Annotated in this window: 15 protein-coding genes; 4 read left to right on the plus strand and 11 right to left on the minus strand. The window is 58.9% G+C overall.

The features are described from left to right. Window positions 1–9: 9 nt before the first annotated feature. From ACR0B5_RS19685 to hslO, 6 genes are all read right to left on the minus strand, one after another. Window positions 10–1239, minus strand: coding sequence for a class I SAM-dependent RNA methyltransferase (locus ACR0B5_RS19685; protein ID WP_480542786.1), 1230 nt, complete (start codon window positions 1237–1239; stop codon window positions 10–12). Window positions 1240–1277: 38 nt separating this feature from the next. Next, a complete protein-coding gene (locus ACR0B5_RS19690; protein WP_480542788.1) occupies window positions 1278–3110 on the minus strand; it encodes an ABC transporter ATP-binding protein in 1833 nt (610 codons plus the stop codon). Continuing rightward, on the minus strand, window positions 3107–4945 hold the full coding sequence (locus tag ACR0B5_RS19695) for an ABC transporter ATP-binding protein (protein WP_480542790.1): 1839 nt from the start codon (window positions 4943–4945) through the stop codon (window positions 3107–3109). Before ACR0B5_RS19695 ends, ACR0B5_RS19690 begins: the two co-directional genes overlap by 4 nt. 192 nt (window positions 4946–5137) lie before the next feature. Further along, window positions 5138–6292 carry a CCA tRNA nucleotidyltransferase gene (locus tag ACR0B5_RS19700; protein WP_480542792.1) on the minus strand — a complete coding sequence of 385 codons (1155 nt, stop codon included), beginning with the start codon at window positions 6290–6292 and terminating at the stop codon, window positions 5138–5140. Next, window positions 6289–6885, minus strand: coding sequence for a CoA pyrophosphatase (locus ACR0B5_RS19705; protein ID WP_480542794.1), 597 nt, complete (start codon window positions 6883–6885; stop codon window positions 6289–6291). Before ACR0B5_RS19705 ends, ACR0B5_RS19700 begins: the two co-directional genes overlap by 4 nt. Beyond that, window positions 6878–7864, minus strand: a complete 987-nt coding sequence (gene hslO, locus ACR0B5_RS19710; protein ID WP_480542796.1) for an Hsp33 family molecular chaperone HslO — start codon at window positions 7862–7864, stop codon at window positions 6878–6880. The genes ACR0B5_RS19705 and hslO overlap by 8 nt, the downstream gene beginning before the upstream one ends. A 76-nt stretch (window positions 7865–7940) precedes the next feature. Here hslO and ACR0B5_RS19715 point away from each other — a divergent pair, with 76 nt between their 5' ends. Further along, the gene (locus ACR0B5_RS19715) at window positions 7941–8384 is read left to right on the plus strand and encodes an NUDIX hydrolase (protein ID WP_170491759.1); all 444 of its coding nucleotides are present in this window, start codon (window positions 7941–7943) and stop codon (window positions 8382–8384) included. A 100-nt stretch (window positions 8385–8484) separates the two neighbouring features. Here the strand turns inward: ACR0B5_RS19715 and ACR0B5_RS19720 are convergent, their stop codons facing one another. Then, window positions 8485–9696, minus strand: coding sequence for a PP2C family protein-serine/threonine phosphatase (locus tag ACR0B5_RS19720; RefSeq protein ID WP_480542892.1), 1212 nt, complete (start codon window positions 9694–9696; stop codon window positions 8485–8487). A 217-nt stretch (window positions 9697–9913) separates the two neighbouring features. Between ACR0B5_RS19720 and ACR0B5_RS19725 the strand changes: the two genes are divergently transcribed. Further along, the gene (locus tag ACR0B5_RS19725) at window positions 9914–10243 is read left to right on the plus strand and encodes an Hpt domain-containing protein (RefSeq protein ID WP_480542798.1); all 330 of its coding nucleotides are present in this window, start codon (window positions 9914–9916) and stop codon (window positions 10241–10243) included. On the opposite strand, the gene ilvA is transcribed toward ACR0B5_RS19725, so the two are convergent. Continuing rightward, window positions 10240–11466 (minus strand): threonine ammonia-lyase IlvA, encoded by a 1227-nt coding sequence (gene ilvA / locus ACR0B5_RS19730; RefSeq protein ID WP_480542800.1) that lies wholly within the window; start codon window positions 11464–11466, stop codon window positions 10240–10242. The two genes, ACR0B5_RS19725 and ilvA, sit on opposite strands and share 4 nt — an antisense overlap. A 56-nt stretch (window positions 11467–11522) precedes the next feature. After that, window positions 11523–12341 (minus strand): hypothetical protein, encoded by an 819-nt coding sequence (locus tag ACR0B5_RS19735; RefSeq protein ID WP_480542802.1) that lies wholly within the window; start codon window positions 12339–12341, stop codon window positions 11523–11525. A 91-nt stretch (window positions 12342–12432) separates the two neighbouring features. Between ACR0B5_RS19735 and ACR0B5_RS19740 the strand changes: the two genes are divergently transcribed. Both ACR0B5_RS19740 and ACR0B5_RS19745 read left to right on the plus strand, forming a co-directional pair. Continuing rightward, a complete protein-coding gene (locus tag ACR0B5_RS19740; RefSeq protein ID WP_480542804.1) occupies window positions 12433–13659 on the plus strand; it encodes an argininosuccinate synthase in 1227 nt (408 codons plus the stop codon). A gap of 139 nt (window positions 13660–13798) precedes the next feature. After that, entirely contained in the window at window positions 13799–14080 is a 282-nt protein-coding gene (locus tag ACR0B5_RS19745; RefSeq protein ID WP_480542806.1) for an SCP2 sterol-binding domain-containing protein, read from the plus strand. Here the strand turns inward: ACR0B5_RS19745 and ACR0B5_RS19750 are convergent. Both ACR0B5_RS19750 and ACR0B5_RS19755 read right to left on the minus strand, forming a co-directional pair. Continuing rightward, entirely contained in the window at window positions 14077–14418 is a 342-nt protein-coding gene (locus tag ACR0B5_RS19750; RefSeq protein ID WP_170462857.1) for a carboxymuconolactone decarboxylase family protein, read from the minus strand. The two genes, ACR0B5_RS19745 and ACR0B5_RS19750, sit on opposite strands and share 4 nt — an antisense overlap. A gap of 11 nt (window positions 14419–14429) precedes the next feature. Then, on the minus strand, window positions 14430–15188 hold the full coding sequence (locus ACR0B5_RS19755) for an amino acid ABC transporter permease (protein WP_480542808.1): 759 nt from the start codon (window positions 15186–15188) through the stop codon (window positions 14430–14432). Window positions 15189–15197: the final 9 nt, after the last annotated feature.

Raw genomic sequence — 15197 nt, forward strand, 5'->3', positions numbered from 1 at the left:
GCTGTCTCCTTAACGTGCGGGGTTCAGCACAAACCGCGCGGCCAGTTCCGTATGGGATGACCACCGAAATTGGTCAACGACCTGCACCCATTCAAGGGTGTAGCCTGCGTCAACCAGCGTTTTTGCATCCCGCGCAAAGGTAATGGGGTTGCACGAGACATAGGCGATCACCGGCGGCTGCGCCTGCGCCAGTTCCGCCACCTGCGCTTCGGCCCCTGCACGCGGCGGGTCAAGGACCACGGCATCGAAGTCCTTGAACTCATCCGGCATCAGCGGGCGCCAGAACAGATCACGGGCCTCACATGTGACGCGTTTCAGCCCCGTCGCCTTGCGCCATCCCTGATCAAGTGCCTGCGTCATAGCGGATTCACCTTCGACCGCGTGAACCTCAGCTTCGTGCGCGAGCGGTAGAGAGAAGGTTCCACTGCCAGCAAACAAGTCCACAATCCGCTTTGCACCTTGCGTGGCTTCCAAAACAGCCTGTGTTAGAGCCTGTTCTCCGTCCTTTGTCGCCTGCAGAAAGGCCCCCGGTGGCGGGATGACCCCGGCGGTTCCAAAACGCTGGACAGGCGGTTGCCGCATCGCGATCACCTCACCATCCCAGCTGAGGCGCGCCAGCCCGTGTTTCTCGGTCGCTTGTGCCAAGGCAAGCTCCAGCGGGCCGTCCAGGGGCTTGCCGCCTGACACCGCGATATCCAGACCGCCCTCGGACAGGGTCAGCGTAACCGCCAGTACACCTTTGCGGCTGCCACCCAGCAGCGCCAGCGCCTCGGCGACCGGGATCGCGGCGATCAGGGCCGGGTCCAGGAGATGGCAATCTGGGATTTCGGTGATCGTATCGGACGCGCGACCGTGAAATCCGGCCAGCGTGCCTTTCTTCGTCCGCCGCACGGCAATCGTTGCCCGCCGACGAGACCGCTCGGGTGAGGTGTGGATCGGTCGCATCGGGGCCTCAAGGCCCTGTGCTGACAGTGCTGTGCGCACGATTTCCACCTTCCAATCCGCCACAAACGCGTCCGAGGCGTGCTGCAACTGGCAGCCTCCGCAGGCTTTGTAGTGGCGGCACGGGGCTTTAACCCGTTGATCTGAAGGGGTTTCCACCCGCATGTCTTCCAGTAGCTGGCCGACCAAAGTTCCGCTGACCACTTCGCCCGGCAAAGTCCGGGGAATATAGACAGGGCCGTCTGCGATACCGTCGCCTTGATGACCAAGGCGGTTGATGGTGAATTGCTGCGTCATGGGGGCCTGATAGCCGGGCTTCGCCTGCAACAAAACCCTTATTCTGCAGCCTCGGCCTGAATGAAACCACCCGACTGGCGATGCCAGAACCGCGCATACAGCCCGCCCTGGTCCAAAAGCGCCTCATGCGTGCCGGCTTCAACGATCCGCCCCTGATCCAGCACGACGATCCGGTCCATCTCGCTGAGGGTCGACAGGCGATGCGCGATGGCAAGCACGGTTTTACCCTCCATCACCCGATGCAGCGCAGTCTGGATCGAGGCCTCGACCTCGGAATCTAGCGCCGAGGTCGCCTCGTCCAGCACAAGGATAGGCGCGTCCTTAAGAATGGCACGGGCCAGGGCGATCCGCTGCCGTTGTCCACCGCTGAGTTTCACGCCTCGCTCACCCAAGTGCGCGTCGTAGCCTTTCCGGCCCTGCGCGTCTTCGAGGCTCAGGATGAACTCATGCGCTTCAGCTTTCTCGGCGGCCTCGATCATCTCGGCCTCGGACGCATCGGGGCGGCCATACAGAATATTCTCACGCGCTGAACGGTTGAACATGGCGGTTTCTTGCGTGACCATCCCGATCTGACGGCGCAGGCTGTCTTGGGTTACTTGCGACACATCCTGCCCGTCAATCGAAATCGCGCCTTTTTCCCCGTCATAGAGCCGCAACAACAGCGAAACGAGGGTGGATTTGCCCGCACCTGACGCCCCAACGATGCCCAGCTTTTCGCCCGGTGCGATCGTCAGGTTCAGATCAGAAACCCCGCCAATATCCCGACCATAGGCAAAGCTGACCGCCTCAAAAGCGATGCTGCCCAGAGACACAACCAAGTCCTTGGCTGCTGCGGCATCTTCAACCCGATCCCGCTTGGCCAGCGTTTTCATGCCGTTTTCGATCTCGCCAACATTGGCGTAGAGACCCATCAGCGTAAAGCTGACCCAGCCCGTCATTTGGGAAATACGGATCGCAACTGCTCCCGCCGCCACAATATCTCCGGCCGTAGCCATCCCTAGTTGCCAAAGCCAAAGCGTTGCACCCAGTAGCATCACTGGCAGGACCCCTGCCAGAACCATGAGGATGAACCGGAACGCGGCAGAGAGTTTGCCGAAATCCAGAGACCTTTCGCGCAGGTCAACCATCGCGTTTCGCGCTGTCTGGTCTTCAAATGCGGAGTGGGCAAACAGCTTGACGGTTTTGATATTGGTGATCGTATCCACCACCTGCCCCGACACCATGGCCCGCGCGCCCGCCCGCGCGGCCGAGCGTTTGCGAATGCGGGGAAGATACCAGCGGACCAGCATGAAATAGACCACCAGCCAACCGGCAAAGGGCAGCATCACCAAAGGATGAATAGACCCTAACAAAAGCAAAGATCCAACAAGAGACGCCAAAGCAAAGACAATCGCGCTGATCGTTTCCGAGACAACCGAGGCCATCGCGTTCGAGGTTTGCATCTGCTTCTGGGCAATCCGACCGGCAAAATCATCGTCGAAATACGTGACTGACTGGCCCAAGGTCCAACGGTTCAGCTTAGCCAGAACCAAGGGCGGGATATTCGGCATGACGATATAGTTGTTCGACACCGAGGACAGGCCGAACAGGATCGGGCGGATCACCATGAAGAATGCTGCCGCGCCGACAATCATCCAGATATTCTCAGCGGTCAGAAAATGCTCGGGCCCGCCCGAGGTCGCGACGTCGATGACTCGGCCTAGAATCCAGGCGGTGGCGGCCTCCATCGCGCCAGCGATCGCCGAGAACGCCGCCGCGACAAACAGCATGGGCCAGGCGCCTGACAGACTCCAGCGAATGAACGCCCCCAGCGTTTGTGGTGGGGGCGTCTCGATGTTCTTGAACGGGTTGATGAGGTCGGCAACCCTCATTCAGCGGCCTCCGGATTCATGAAGCCGCCAGATTGCCGAGCCCAGAACTGCGCGTAAAGGCCACCCTGCGCCAAAAGATCGGCATGCGCGCCCTCTTCCACGATCCGGCCCGCATCCATCACCAGAATACGGTCCATCTGAGCGATGGTGCTGAGCCTGTGGGCAATAGCAATCACGGTTTTTCCTTGCATCATGCCGTAAAGGGTTTCCTGAATGGACGCTTCCACCTCGGAATCTAGGGCGGATGTCGCCTCATCCAACAGCAAAATCGGCGCGTCCTTCAGAATGACTCGCGCAAGCGTCACCCGCTGCCGCTGACCTCCTGATAGCTTCACGCCACGCTCACCCACATGCGCGTCATACCCGGTTCTGCCCTGAGGGTCCTGCAGGTCGAGAATGAACTCATGCGCTTCGGCCTGTTTGGCGGCGGCGATCATCTGATCCTCGGTCGCGTCCGGACGGCCATAGAGGATATTGTCGCGCACCGACCGGTGCAGCAAAGCGCTGTCCTGCTGGACCATGCCGATACGGCTGCGCAAACTGTCCTGCGTGACCTGCGCAATGTGCTGATCGTCGATCAGAATTGCCCCTCGCTCAACGTCATAGAATCGCAAAAGAAGCTTTACTAGGGTCGATTTTCCGGCCCCGGAGCGCCCGATCAGACCAATCTTCTCACCCGGTTGAATGGTCAGGTTGATGTGGTCCAAACCTCCGGCCTCGCGGCCATAGTGGTGCGACAGATCGTTGATTTCGATCTTCCCCTTGCTCAGCTGCAAAGGCTTCGCCGTAGGTGCATCCAGCAGGTCGATGGGCTGGGCGATGGTTTCCATCCCCTCAGCGACGATTCCAAGCTGGCGGAAGAAGCTGGTCAGCGCCCACATGATCCACCCCGTCATCGCGTTCAGGCGCAGGGTCAAAGCAGTCGCCGCCGCAACGACACCAACCGAGGCCGTGCCCTGCATCCACAGGGAAATCGCCCATCCCACGACGCCCACGATCAGCAGGCCGTTCAGAGTGACCAGAACCGCGTCCATGATGGTGAAGATCCGCATTTCGATCTGGAATGTGCGGCGCGTCTCTTCGATGGCCTCGCGGGCATAGTCCATCTCTTGCCGACCATGGGCAAACATCTTGACCGAGTGGATATTGGTGTAGCTGTCCACCACACGCCCCGTCACGGTGGAACGCGCATCGGACGCCGCCTTGGATGCCGGGCCAACGCGCTGGATCGTCCAGCGCACCAACAGCGCATAAAGCGCAAACCAGATCAGCAGCGGGATCAGCAATCGTGGGTCTGCAGCATACAACAGAATGGCAGCGCCAATCAGATAGGCCAACGAGAACGAGATCGCGTCAAAGACCTGGAACACCACCTCGCCGGCAGCAGGAGGGGTCTGCATGATCCGGTTGGCAATCCGCCCGGCAAAGTCATTCTCGAACCAGCCAACCGACTGGCGCAAAACATGTTTATGCGCCCGCCAGCGGATCAGCGTGCCAAAATTCGGTAGGATCGTGTTGTTGAGCAGCAGCACGTCGATCAAATGCAGCAACGGACGCAGCAGTAGGACAAACGCAGCCATCAGCAACAGCTCAGTCCCGTGGTTATGCCAGACTTCGGCCGGAGTTCCACCCAGTAGATCGACCACGCGACCCATATAGGCGATCAACCCGATCTCAACCCCGGCAACGATGATCGATATCAGCGCCGCCCAGGCAAACACCCGATAGAACGGGCGCGAGTAGTCCAGCATGAACGGCCACAGCTTGGTTGGTGGCGCGTCGGCTTCTTTATAGGGGCCAAAAGGGTCAACGAGGTTTTCGAAATAGCGAAACATAGAGGAGTGCTCCGATTGAGCAGAAAATTAGACATGCGAAGAAGAATGGCGCCTGAACACCACCCTATACGGGGTAAGCGTCCCGGCTTTAGCCGAACCAGATCCCGTAATACATTCGCAGTCCTCCATCCATGTGACAGCCGCACGTAAGCACAAACGTTCTGATTTGTCATCCCCTTTTGAGACTTCGTGCTACCCTGCCAGCAAATCCTCGCGCGTCAGGGTGAAGCCGGACGCGATCCAGCTTGCCTCAAGATCGGCCAGTTTCCTGCCCAGCGCAGGGCCAGAGAAGCTGGGAATTAGATCCGTCGCCTTGATCGGGAACTGCGCGGCGGCCCCTGAATGCAGCGCCGCGCGCAGATCCTCGGACCACGGGCGCTCCAGAAACGCACATCGCAACAGTGTTTCGTGCAAGCCCCCCTCGTCGCCATAGCGGTAGCCCAGTTCGGCCACACTGGTCGAGGCCTGCGCCTCCTCCCGCATCCGGGTCAGACGCTGTAACTGGTTGCGGCTCAGGCGCAGGGTCGCAGCATCCTCGGGAGTGGCGATGGCTGCAAGTCTGCGCACCGCGTCCGGTTCGGTACCCGCGGCCTGCTCTATGGCAACCAAAGGCGCCAAGGCGCGATCGTCCGCGCCCGGCAGAAGCTGCGCCAATACTCCCGTGCTGCGCATTGCGGCAACGGAAGGGGCTGGATCGGGCGCACCCAAAAGCTTCAGCAACTCGGTCCCGACACGTTCCCGCGACAAGTTGGACAAACCGTCCAGGTTCGCTGCAATCGCGGCCAGAGCATCAGGATCGAACCCGGCCTCGACATCTCCGTACCAGGCATGAAACCGGAAATAGCGCAGGGACCGCAGATAGTCTTCGCGGATTCGGTTTTCTGCGGTCCCGATGAACCGAACGCGGCGCGCCTGAAGGTCCGGCAGGCCCAAAAGCGGGTCTAAGACGGCACCATCTGGCTTTGCGTAGATCGCGTTCATTGTAAAATCGCGCCGGGCTGCATCCTCTTCCACCTTGTCCGAGAAGGCCACGACCGCGCGGCGGCCATCGGTTTCCACGTCACGGCGAAAGGTGGTGATCTCATGCGGGATGTGATTGCAGACCACAGTTATCGTTCCGTGATCAATCCCAGTAGGAATCGCCTTGAGCCCCGCGCTCTGCGCCAGCTCCAGCACCCTTTTGGGATGCGCATCCGTTGCGATATCAATGTCCGACACCGGCGCGCCCAAAAGCGCGTTGCGCACACATCCCCCCACAAACAGCGCTTGCGCACCGCCATCCGTGAGGGCCGCGCATACCTTTTGTGTCGCAGGGTCCGAAACCCAAGCCGCGCCGATTTGCTTCATTCACTCACCCGTGCTGCAAGCCCGCGCAATATGCGGGCGGTCGCGCCCCATATGTAATAAGGGCCATAGGGCACGGCGAAATACTTCCGTCTTTTCCCCTGCCAACGACGCGACTCGATCACATAATTCGCAGGGTTCAGCACATGTGCAAGAGGAACCGAGAAGATTTCGTCGACTTCGCCGGGTTCGGGCACCGGGTCGAAGCCCTGCCGGATGATCGCCACCACCGGGGTGACCGAGAAGGAAGTGACGGTTTCATGCGTGGGTAGAAAGCCTACAACCTCGGGCAGGTCAGTGGGCAGACCGACCTCTTCCCGCGCCTCGCGCAGGGCAGCGGCGGTGACATCCGCGTCACCTTCATCCTGCTTGCCGCCGGGAAAGGCGATCTGGCCGGGGTGATGTTTCAATGCCGAGGAGCGTTTGGTCAGGATCAGGCGCGGTATCCCGTCCGCGACGGTGATCGGCACCAGCACCCCCGCCGGTCGCAATTTGCGCCCCGGCGGCAGCACGGTGTCTGGGTTCAGGTCAAAATCACTGGACCCATGGCCCGGACGACCCAAAGCCGTCCGGAGTTGTGTCTCTAACTCAGACACTTTTGCTGTTTTCGGCGTCAAACCCCACGGTGGCAGGATCCAGCACGTAGTGCGCACCGCAGAACTGACAATCGGCCGTGACCTGACCTTCGGGCGTGGTCATCTTTTCGATGTCCTTGGCCGAATAGATCGACAGGCTTTGGCGCACACGCTCTTCCGAGCAGGTACAACCAAACTGTACCTGCTGCGCGTCATAGACCCGCGGGTTTTCCTCGTGGAACAGACGCACCAGCAGATCGGTTGGCGCAATTGAGGGGCCGATCAGCTCAAGATCCTCGACTGTATCCAGCAGGATATTGACGCGGCCCCAATTCTCACCTTCTTCGCCATCGACCAGATCAGTGGCGGTCAGGATCTCTCCGGTGCCTTCGCTGGACGCCGCAAAAGGCGAAGCTTTGGGCATATGCTGCAGCATGATGCCGCCTGCGCGCCAATGCTCGCCCACACCCGGCTCGGTCGATTTGCCGAAGCTCAGCGAGAACCGGGTCGGCAACTGCTCGGACTGCGCAAAATAGGCTTCGGCACAAGCACTTATCGAGCCTCCGGCCAGCGGAGTGATGCCCTGATAAGGCTGCGTGCCTTCGCCCTGGTCGATCATGATCGCGAAATAGCCCTCGCCCACCTGATCGAAGGGCGCGCCATCGGTCAGACGATCGCGGTCGAAACTGGCGTAAGCGCGGATGCGGGCTGGCTCACCCTCGTTCTGTGGTGCGTAGTAGTCGGTGGCAATCATACGCACCGGACCCTTGGACTGCACCTGCAACGACAGCTTCCAGCGAAGCGAGACAGTCTGGCCGATCAACGCGGTCAGCAGTGCCATCTCGGCCACGAGGGCCTCAACCTTTTCAGGATAGTCATGCTGTTTCAGGATGCCGTCCAGCACGCCATCCAGACGGGCCACACGCCCGCGCATGTCCGATACATCGAGTTGAAAGGGCAGGACGGTATCGTCCCACGCGATTTTTGTTCCAAGAGACATGGGGTTTCCTTACACGCCAAGGGTTGGCATACCGGCACCATATAGGTCGCAGAGATTGGGTTGTAAGGGGCCATACATGATCAGACGGTTCGGCGAAAGCCCCGAACCCGGGCGCAAGTACACCCGGCGGGTCGGAGTCTACGCGTTGCTGCCCCGCTCAGGGCACCTTCTTCTGACCTGCCAGACCGAACCGGGGCCGGATCTGCAATTGCCCGGCGGCGGAATAGATCCGGGCGAATCACCCGCAACCGCTCTGCACCGCGAAGTGTTTGAGGAAACGGGCTGGCTGATCGCGGCACCCCGTCGTGTCGGCGCGTTCCGGCGATTTACCTATATGCCGGAATATGACCTCTGGGCCGAGAAGGTCTGCCTGATCTATCACGCGCGCCCGGTACGGCGACTGGGGCCACCGAGCGAACCGTTCCACGAAGCGCTCTGGATGCATACCGCCGACGCGGTTGAAACGCTGGGCAACGATGGCGATCGCCATTTCGCGATGCTGCATCTTCGCGGGCTTTAGATCGTTTCGGGTTTAGCCTGCGACGCGAATACCCTGCCACGCTTTCAGCGTTTTCGGGACATTTGTTTCACTTGATGATTCAGGTAAAATCCAAAACGCTTTAGGCCCCATTATATTCGAAGAACACGGCCGAGACATCGTCGCCCATACCGCTTTCAGGTGACATCACCTGTGTCAGGCGCCAGAACAGATCGTCCAAAAACTCAGGCCCACAGCGACCCGCGGCACAGTCGAACGCCATGTCCCGCAAGCCGTCGTCATCCAGCATTCCGCCTTCAGCCAAAGCGCATTCCGTGAACCCGTCTGAATGCAGTAACAAACGGTCCCCCGGCTCCATCTTCGTCTCAATCTGCTGAAACTTCACATCCGGGATCAACCCGATGGGTAGCCCACCTTCGCCCAGAAACTCGGTCGTGCCATCGCGTCGCAGCATCAACGGATGTGGATGCCCGGCCTGAACCATCCTGATATGCCCGTTGCGCAGATCTACAATGGCATAGACCATAGTAAAATATTCTTCGATCCCGGCATCCGCCAGCAATCGGGAATTCAGCATCCCCGCGACTTCCTCCGGGGGGAGCAACGCGTAGAATTTGTCAAACCGCTTTTCCATTGCGACGTTCTGTTCGAAATGCTTGCTGGACAGATAGCCGCCCAACCGCGCGGTCATCATGGCCGAGGTGATGCCGTGCCCGGATACATCAATACTGTAGAACCCAAGGCGGTTAGGACCGGGTGAGAACATCCCTACCAGATCGCCTCCGATATGCCCACAGGGTTTCAACAACAGACTGACGCGCGATTTACCGAACTCTTGCGTGAGGTCAGGCACCAGCGATTCCTGTATCTTGCGGGCTTGGATCAGGTCCTTGTCGATGGCCTCATGCGCCAGTTTCAACTCTTGCAGGGCGGATTCGATCAGTCGGTTCTTCTGCGACAACTCGCGCTGCATATCCAGAATACGCGCACCGGCCGAGATACGCGCTCGCAACTCATCCGCCTCAAGCGGTTTGATCAGGAAGTCATCCGCGCCCGCGTCCAGACCCCGCGCAACCTCCTGCTTTTCGCTTTTTGAGGTGAGCAGGATGAAATAGCTGTAGTGCTCCGCCTCAAGCGCACGGAAAGCGCGGCAGAACTCAAGCCCGCTCATCCCCGGCATGACCCAATCGCTGAGAACAAGGTCCGGCGCGGCTTCGGTACAGATTTCTATCGCCGCCTCGCCATTGTCGGCCTCAAGAACCTCAAAACCCCATTTCTTGAGCGAGGCCACCAGAATGCGCCGTTGCAGGCGGCTGTCATCTACCACCAGCACCCTCCGGATTGCACCGAAGTCCAGATCGGATCTGGTTTCTTCAAGACTTGCCGCTGGCACTCTGCAACCCCACACGCTTCCTTTTATCGGGATGGTGCGACCCTACGCGTCTGGGGCTTAACATCGGGTGAAGGCCAATAGAGGACGACGCTTAACCCGACATTTACTCAAGCCGGGCTACCACGGATCCATTCAATTCCGATGCAGGACACCACCCATGATCCACTGGCCCCGAGTTCGACAGCTACGCGACGAGGTTGGCGCTGATGAGTTCAATGAGGTTGTCGAGATTTTTCTGGATGAGGTGCAAGAGGTCACCGCCCGCCTGCACGCAGACACCGCGCGTCAGGATCTTGAACAGAACCTGCATTTCCTGAAAGGCAGCGCCTTAAGCCTTGGGTTCGAGGTGTTCTCGAAGCTCTGTCAGGATGGCGAAAGGCTGGCCGCCTCAGGTGAGGCGGCAAAAGTCGATCTATCCGAAATCCTCGCCGTGTTTGCTGCGTCGAAATCAGTGTTTCAAGCCGAACTTAAAGACAATCTGCGCTAGATCACAAACTGTGCCAGCGTCTCATCCTCGGTGATGTCGGTATAGGTGAACCCGGCCTCATCTAGGTGCGCAAAGAGGCGGGCGAAGTTCTCGGGCTTACGGGTCTCGATTCCGATCAGGACCGAGCCGAAATTGCGCGCCGATTTCTTCATGTATTCGAACCGGGCGATATCGTCTTCGGGTCCGAGGATGTTCAAGAACTCTTTCAACGCGCCGGGGCGCTGCGGCAGGCGCAAGATGAAGTATTTCTTGACCCCGGAATAGCGCTGCGCGCGCTCCTTGACCTCGGGCAGACGCTCAAAATCGAAATTGCCGCCAGAGGTGACACAAACAACCGTTTTGCCACGGATAAAGCTTTGCACATCAGCAACCGCCTCAATCGCCAATGCGCCAGCGGGCTCCAGCACGATGCCTTCCACATTAAGCATCTCGATCATTGTGGTGCAGATGCGATCCTCGGACAGGACCAGCACATCCGATAAGTGACGGTCTTTCAACAGCTCAAACGGCTTGGCACCGATCTTGCCGACCGCCGCGCCATCGACGAAATTATCTACGTGATCCAAGGCAACCGGATGCCCTGCAGCCATTGCCGCGTGCAGACAGGCCCCACCTTTGGGTTCGACAAACAAACAGTGGGTCCTATCCCCGAACCAAGTTGCCACGCCCGACGACATACCGCCGCCGCCGACCGGCAAGATGACATGATCAGGCACGCGGCCCAGCTGTTCCTCGATCTCGACCGCAAGCGAAGCCTGACCTTCGATCACATCCTCATCATCGAACGGCGACAGGAAATGCCCGCCTTCTTTTGCGCACCACACTTGTGCTGCGGCAAGCGTATCGTCGAAATAGTCTCCGCTGAGGTGAACCTCGATATTGTCGCCGCCGAAGATACGGGTCTTCTGGATCTTCTGCTGAGGCGTGGTGACCGGCATGAAGATCACCCCCTTCACATCCAGATGCTTGCACATGAAGGCCACGCCCTGCGCGTGGTTGCCGGCGCTGGCACAGACGAATAGATCCTGCCCCTGCTGCTTGCGCATGGCATTGAAGGCGCCTCGAATCTTGTAGGAACGAACCGGGCTGAGGTCCTCTCGCTTGAGCCAGATATCAGCACCGTAGCGGTCAGACAGATGGGCATTCCGCTGCAAAGGCGTTGCCGGAAACACAGAGCGCATCGCCTGTTCGGCAGCGCGGGCACGGGTCATGAAATCGCTCATGCCGGTTTCAGTGGCTTATCCTAAGCAAAAGGGCAAGGAATACATGTGTGTACGAATTACGACAGCGCGCGTTTTTCGATGAAGACGCCATAGAACGTTGTCAGGATGCTGACATTGACTAAGGGCACGATCAGCATGCTGGCGAAAACCACCACCAAAGCGCCAATCACTGGGATGATCAGAAGCGCTGCGAACAGAAGCTGAAGCACCATCTGGAACAATACCAGCAACACAACCAGCGCCACTATGGTGCCGTTCGCTCCGTCAGTTGCCCGCCACGCGTTCGACAGTTTCAACGGTTCGCCTATTGCTGCGGCAGGCATGATCGGAGACACCCGGTAAAAGGCCACGGAAAGACCCACAACAACCAGAAGCCACGCCAATATGCCCATCGCGGCCGAGGCCTGCGTCAAAAATCCGATGACCAGCATCGCCGGGATCAGGACGACCACACCCAGCAAGGCCAGCATCACCATCCGCCCAATGTAAGCGAGCATTCGATCCGATCTGAACGCGGGCAGAAAACCGGCCGGGTACTCTTCGAGCAGGACAAAGCGATGCCAGGACACGACAATCCAAACCATGATCGCAAATAGGGATGCCACCACGCAGAACAGGAAAGCTGTGACCGCGCCCGGCGATGCTGCATCCGGCAGACCGTTTGGTTCGGTCGAGATATCTTCGAACGAAATACCAAATAGAAGGCTGAATGCGATTATGACCAGACCGCCGATCAATGCGGGGATCAGCGCGATCTGAATCGCCTGTTTCAGGTTCCGCAAAACCATCTTGATCGAATGCATGAAAATCTCGAACGCCAACATCTGGAAATACCCCTGCTCAACTATCTCTTGTTCTTTGTCCGGCCGTTTCACCCCAATTCCCGGCCTGCGTCAATCCACACAGCTTGCCCCCGCTCACAAAACCCGTTAGGGGCCAATCGTCTTGCGAATAAGGGGAAGTCAGATGTCCGCGCCAAAGAAAGTTGTTCTGGCCTATTCCGGTGGCCTTGATACCTCGATCATTCTGAAATGGTTGCAGACCGAATATGGATGTGAGGTCGTCACCTTCACCGCCGATCTGGGTCAGGGTGAGGAACTGGAACCCGCCCGCCAAAAGGCTGAGATGCTGGGGATCAAACCCGAAAACATCTATATCGAGGACATCCGCGAAGAGTTCGTGCGCGACTTCGTTTTCCCGATGTTCCGTGCAAATGCGCAGTATGAAGGTCTGTACCTGCTGGGCACTTCGATCGCGCGGCCTCTGATCTCGAAACGTCTGGTTGAGATCGCTCAGGAAACCGGTGCCGATGCCGTAGCACATGGCGCAACCGGCAAGGGCAACGATCAGGTTCGCTTTGAATTGGCCGCCTACGCACTGAACCCCGAAATCAAGGTCATCGCCCCGTGGCGCGAGTGGGATTTGACCAGCCGTACTCGACTGATCGAATGGGCCGAAGCGCATCAGATCCCGATCGCCAAGGACAAGCGCGGCGAGGCACCCTTCTCGGTCGATGCTAACCTGCTGCACACCTCCTCCGAGGGCAAGGTTCTGGAAGACCCCGCCGATATGGCGCCCGACTACGTCTACCAGCGCACCGTCCACCCTGAAGACGCGCCCGATCTGCCCGAATTCATCGAGATCGGTTTCGAAAAAGGCGACGCAGTCAGCATAAATGGCGAGGCGATGAGCCCGGCCACCATCCTGACAAAGCTGAACGAATATGGCGGCAAGCACGGCATCGGTCGTCTTGACCTGGTCGAAGGCCGGTTCGTCGGCATGAAGTCGCGCGGCATCTATGAAACTCCGGGCGGCACCATCCTGCTGGAAGCACACCGTGGTATCGAATCCATCACCATGGACCGTGGCGCGATGCACCTGAAAGACCAGCTGATGCCGCAATATGCCGAGCTGATCTATAACGGTTTCTGGTACTCGCCCGAACGCGAGATGCTTCAGGCCGCCATCGACAAGAGCCAAGAGCATGTCACCGGCACCGTGCGCGTGAAACTGTATAAAGGTCTTGCCTCGACCGTGGGCCGCTGGTCCGATCACTCGCTGTATTCCGAGGCGCATGTGACCTTCGAGGAAGACGCAGGTGCCTATGATCAAACCGACGCCGCAGGCTTTATCCAGCTGAACGCACTGCGTTTGAAACTGCTGGCGGCACGCGACAAACGCCTGTCCAAGTAGCCTGGCAAACAGTTTAGAATTCGAAACCCCGGCAATCATACGGTTGCCGGGGTTTTCTTTTGCCCAACGGACCCAGCGTCATGCTTGCCGGATGTGGGGCCATGTCTTTACGCATACGTCAAGTTTAAAAGGACAGACCATGCTGCAAGAGATCGCCGACGGAATTCAAAAAGGACTGAATGGCAAAAGCTTTGATGGCTCACTCAAGTTCGATTGCGGCGATGCGGGCGTGATCGTGCTGGTCGACAATCAGGCCACCACGCAGGATCAGGATACCGATTGCACCATCCGGATCTCGCAGGACAACCTGACCAAGCTGCTGACCGGCAAGCTGAACCCGATGACCGGCGTTGCTTTGGGAAAGCTTAAAATCTCGGGCAATATGGGCGTGGCGATGAAGCTGGGGCAGCTGCTCGGTTAATCGCCTTCCGAGAACACATCAAACGCCTTCAGCGCCTTTGCGCTGTAGGCAAAAGACGGGCCTCCGCCCATATAGGTCGCCATTGAGAGCGCCTCGCACAGTTCCTCGCGGGTGGCACCGAGACGCACCAGTGATTTCACGTGAAACCCGATGCAGCTGTCGCAACGTGTGGCGATGGCAATGCCCAGCGCGATGAACTCTTTGGTTTTTTCGCTCAGGGCGCCGTCGGTTTTGGCCGCCTTGCCCATCATCCCGAAGCCGCGCACCGTTTCGGGGACCTCTTTCGAGAGGGTGCCGATATTGGCCTCGGTCTCGGCCATGAAGTCTTTCCAGTCCATACTGTGCCTCCTTATCCGCGTTCGTCTGCGCCCATGCGGCGTTCCAGCCAGCGTACCCCGGCGCTGATGATCAGAACCAGGATCAGGTATTCAAATATCAGCAAGGTGTAGATTTCCAGCGGGCGGTATTCCGTCACCACCAGCTCATTTGAGCGGCGGGTCAGTTCCTGCATGCCGATGACGCTGGCAAAGGCGCTCATCTTAACGATGTAGATGAACTGGTTGGCCAAGGGCGGCAGGATACGTCGGATTGCTTGCGGCAGGATCACGTAGCGCATGGTTTGCACATAGTTCAGCCCGATGGTCTGCGCCGCCTCGCGCTGACCGCGTGCGATGGATTGGATGCCGGCGCGGTAGATCTCGGCCGTGAAGGCACTGTCGGAAATCGCCAGGGTGATGATCGCGCCCCAGAATGGGTCAATCGGGATGTTCAGACCCATCGACTGGAACACGATCGGCAGTCCGTAGAACACCCAGAACAGCATAGGCAACAGCGGAATGGCGCGAATGAACTCGACATAGACCCTGTTCAGCAGCCGCCAGCCGCGTTTCTCGGACAGTCCGGGCAAGGCAACCAACAGGCCGATCACAATCGACAGCGCCGCCGCGATCAGAGAGATCAGGATCGTCGCGCCCATGCCCGAGATCAGGAATTTCACATTGGTCCAGCCCGAGTCAGTCCTCGGGTCGATAACATACCAGCCCCATGTCTGGGATGAGGAACAGCCTGCCAGCAGCAGAAGCGGTATGAGGAGAAGTGCTTTTTTCATCGTACCCAC

The organism is Ruegeria sp. AG1, from assembly GCF_056541705.1.

Excerpts from the sequence above, each read along its gene's own strand:
- ACR0B5_RS19685 (WP_480542786.1), bottom strand. The coding sequence starts at position 1,239 with ATGACGCAGCAATTCACCATCAACCGCCTTGGTCATCAAGGCGACGGT.
- ACR0B5_RS19690 (WP_480542788.1), bottom strand. The coding sequence starts at position 3,110 with ATGAGGGTTGCCGACCTCATCAACCCGTTCAAGAACATCGAGACGCCC.
- ACR0B5_RS19695 (WP_480542790.1), bottom strand. The coding sequence starts at position 4,945 with ATGTTTCGCTATTTCGAAAACCTCGTTGACCCTTTTGGCCCCTATAAA.
- ACR0B5_RS19700 (WP_480542792.1), bottom strand. The coding sequence starts at position 6,292 with ATGAAGCAAATCGGCGCGGCTTGGGTTTCGGACCCTGCGACACAAAAG.
- hslO (WP_480542796.1), bottom strand. The coding sequence starts at position 7,864 with ATGTCTCTTGGAACAAAAATCGCGTGGGACGATACCGTCCTGCCCTTT.
- ACR0B5_RS19715 (WP_170491759.1), top strand. The coding sequence starts at position 7,941 with ATGATCAGACGGTTCGGCGAAAGCCCCGAACCCGGGCGCAAGTACACC.
- ACR0B5_RS19725 (WP_480542798.1), top strand. The coding sequence starts at position 9,914 with ATGATCCACTGGCCCCGAGTTCGACAGCTACGCGACGAGGTTGGCGCT.
- ilvA (WP_480542800.1), bottom strand. The coding sequence starts at position 11,466 with ATGAGCGATTTCATGACCCGTGCCCGCGCTGCCGAACAGGCGATGCGC.
- ACR0B5_RS19740 (WP_480542804.1), top strand. The coding sequence starts at position 12,433 with ATGTCCGCGCCAAAGAAAGTTGTTCTGGCCTATTCCGGTGGCCTTGAT.
- ACR0B5_RS19745 (WP_480542806.1), top strand. The coding sequence starts at position 13,799 with ATGCTGCAAGAGATCGCCGACGGAATTCAAAAAGGACTGAATGGCAAA.
- ACR0B5_RS19750 (WP_170462857.1), bottom strand. The coding sequence starts at position 14,418 with ATGGACTGGAAAGACTTCATGGCCGAGACCGAGGCCAATATCGGCACC.
- ACR0B5_RS19755 (WP_480542808.1), bottom strand. The coding sequence starts at position 15,188 with ATGAAAAAAGCACTTCTCCTCATACCGCTTCTGCTGCTGGCAGGCTGT.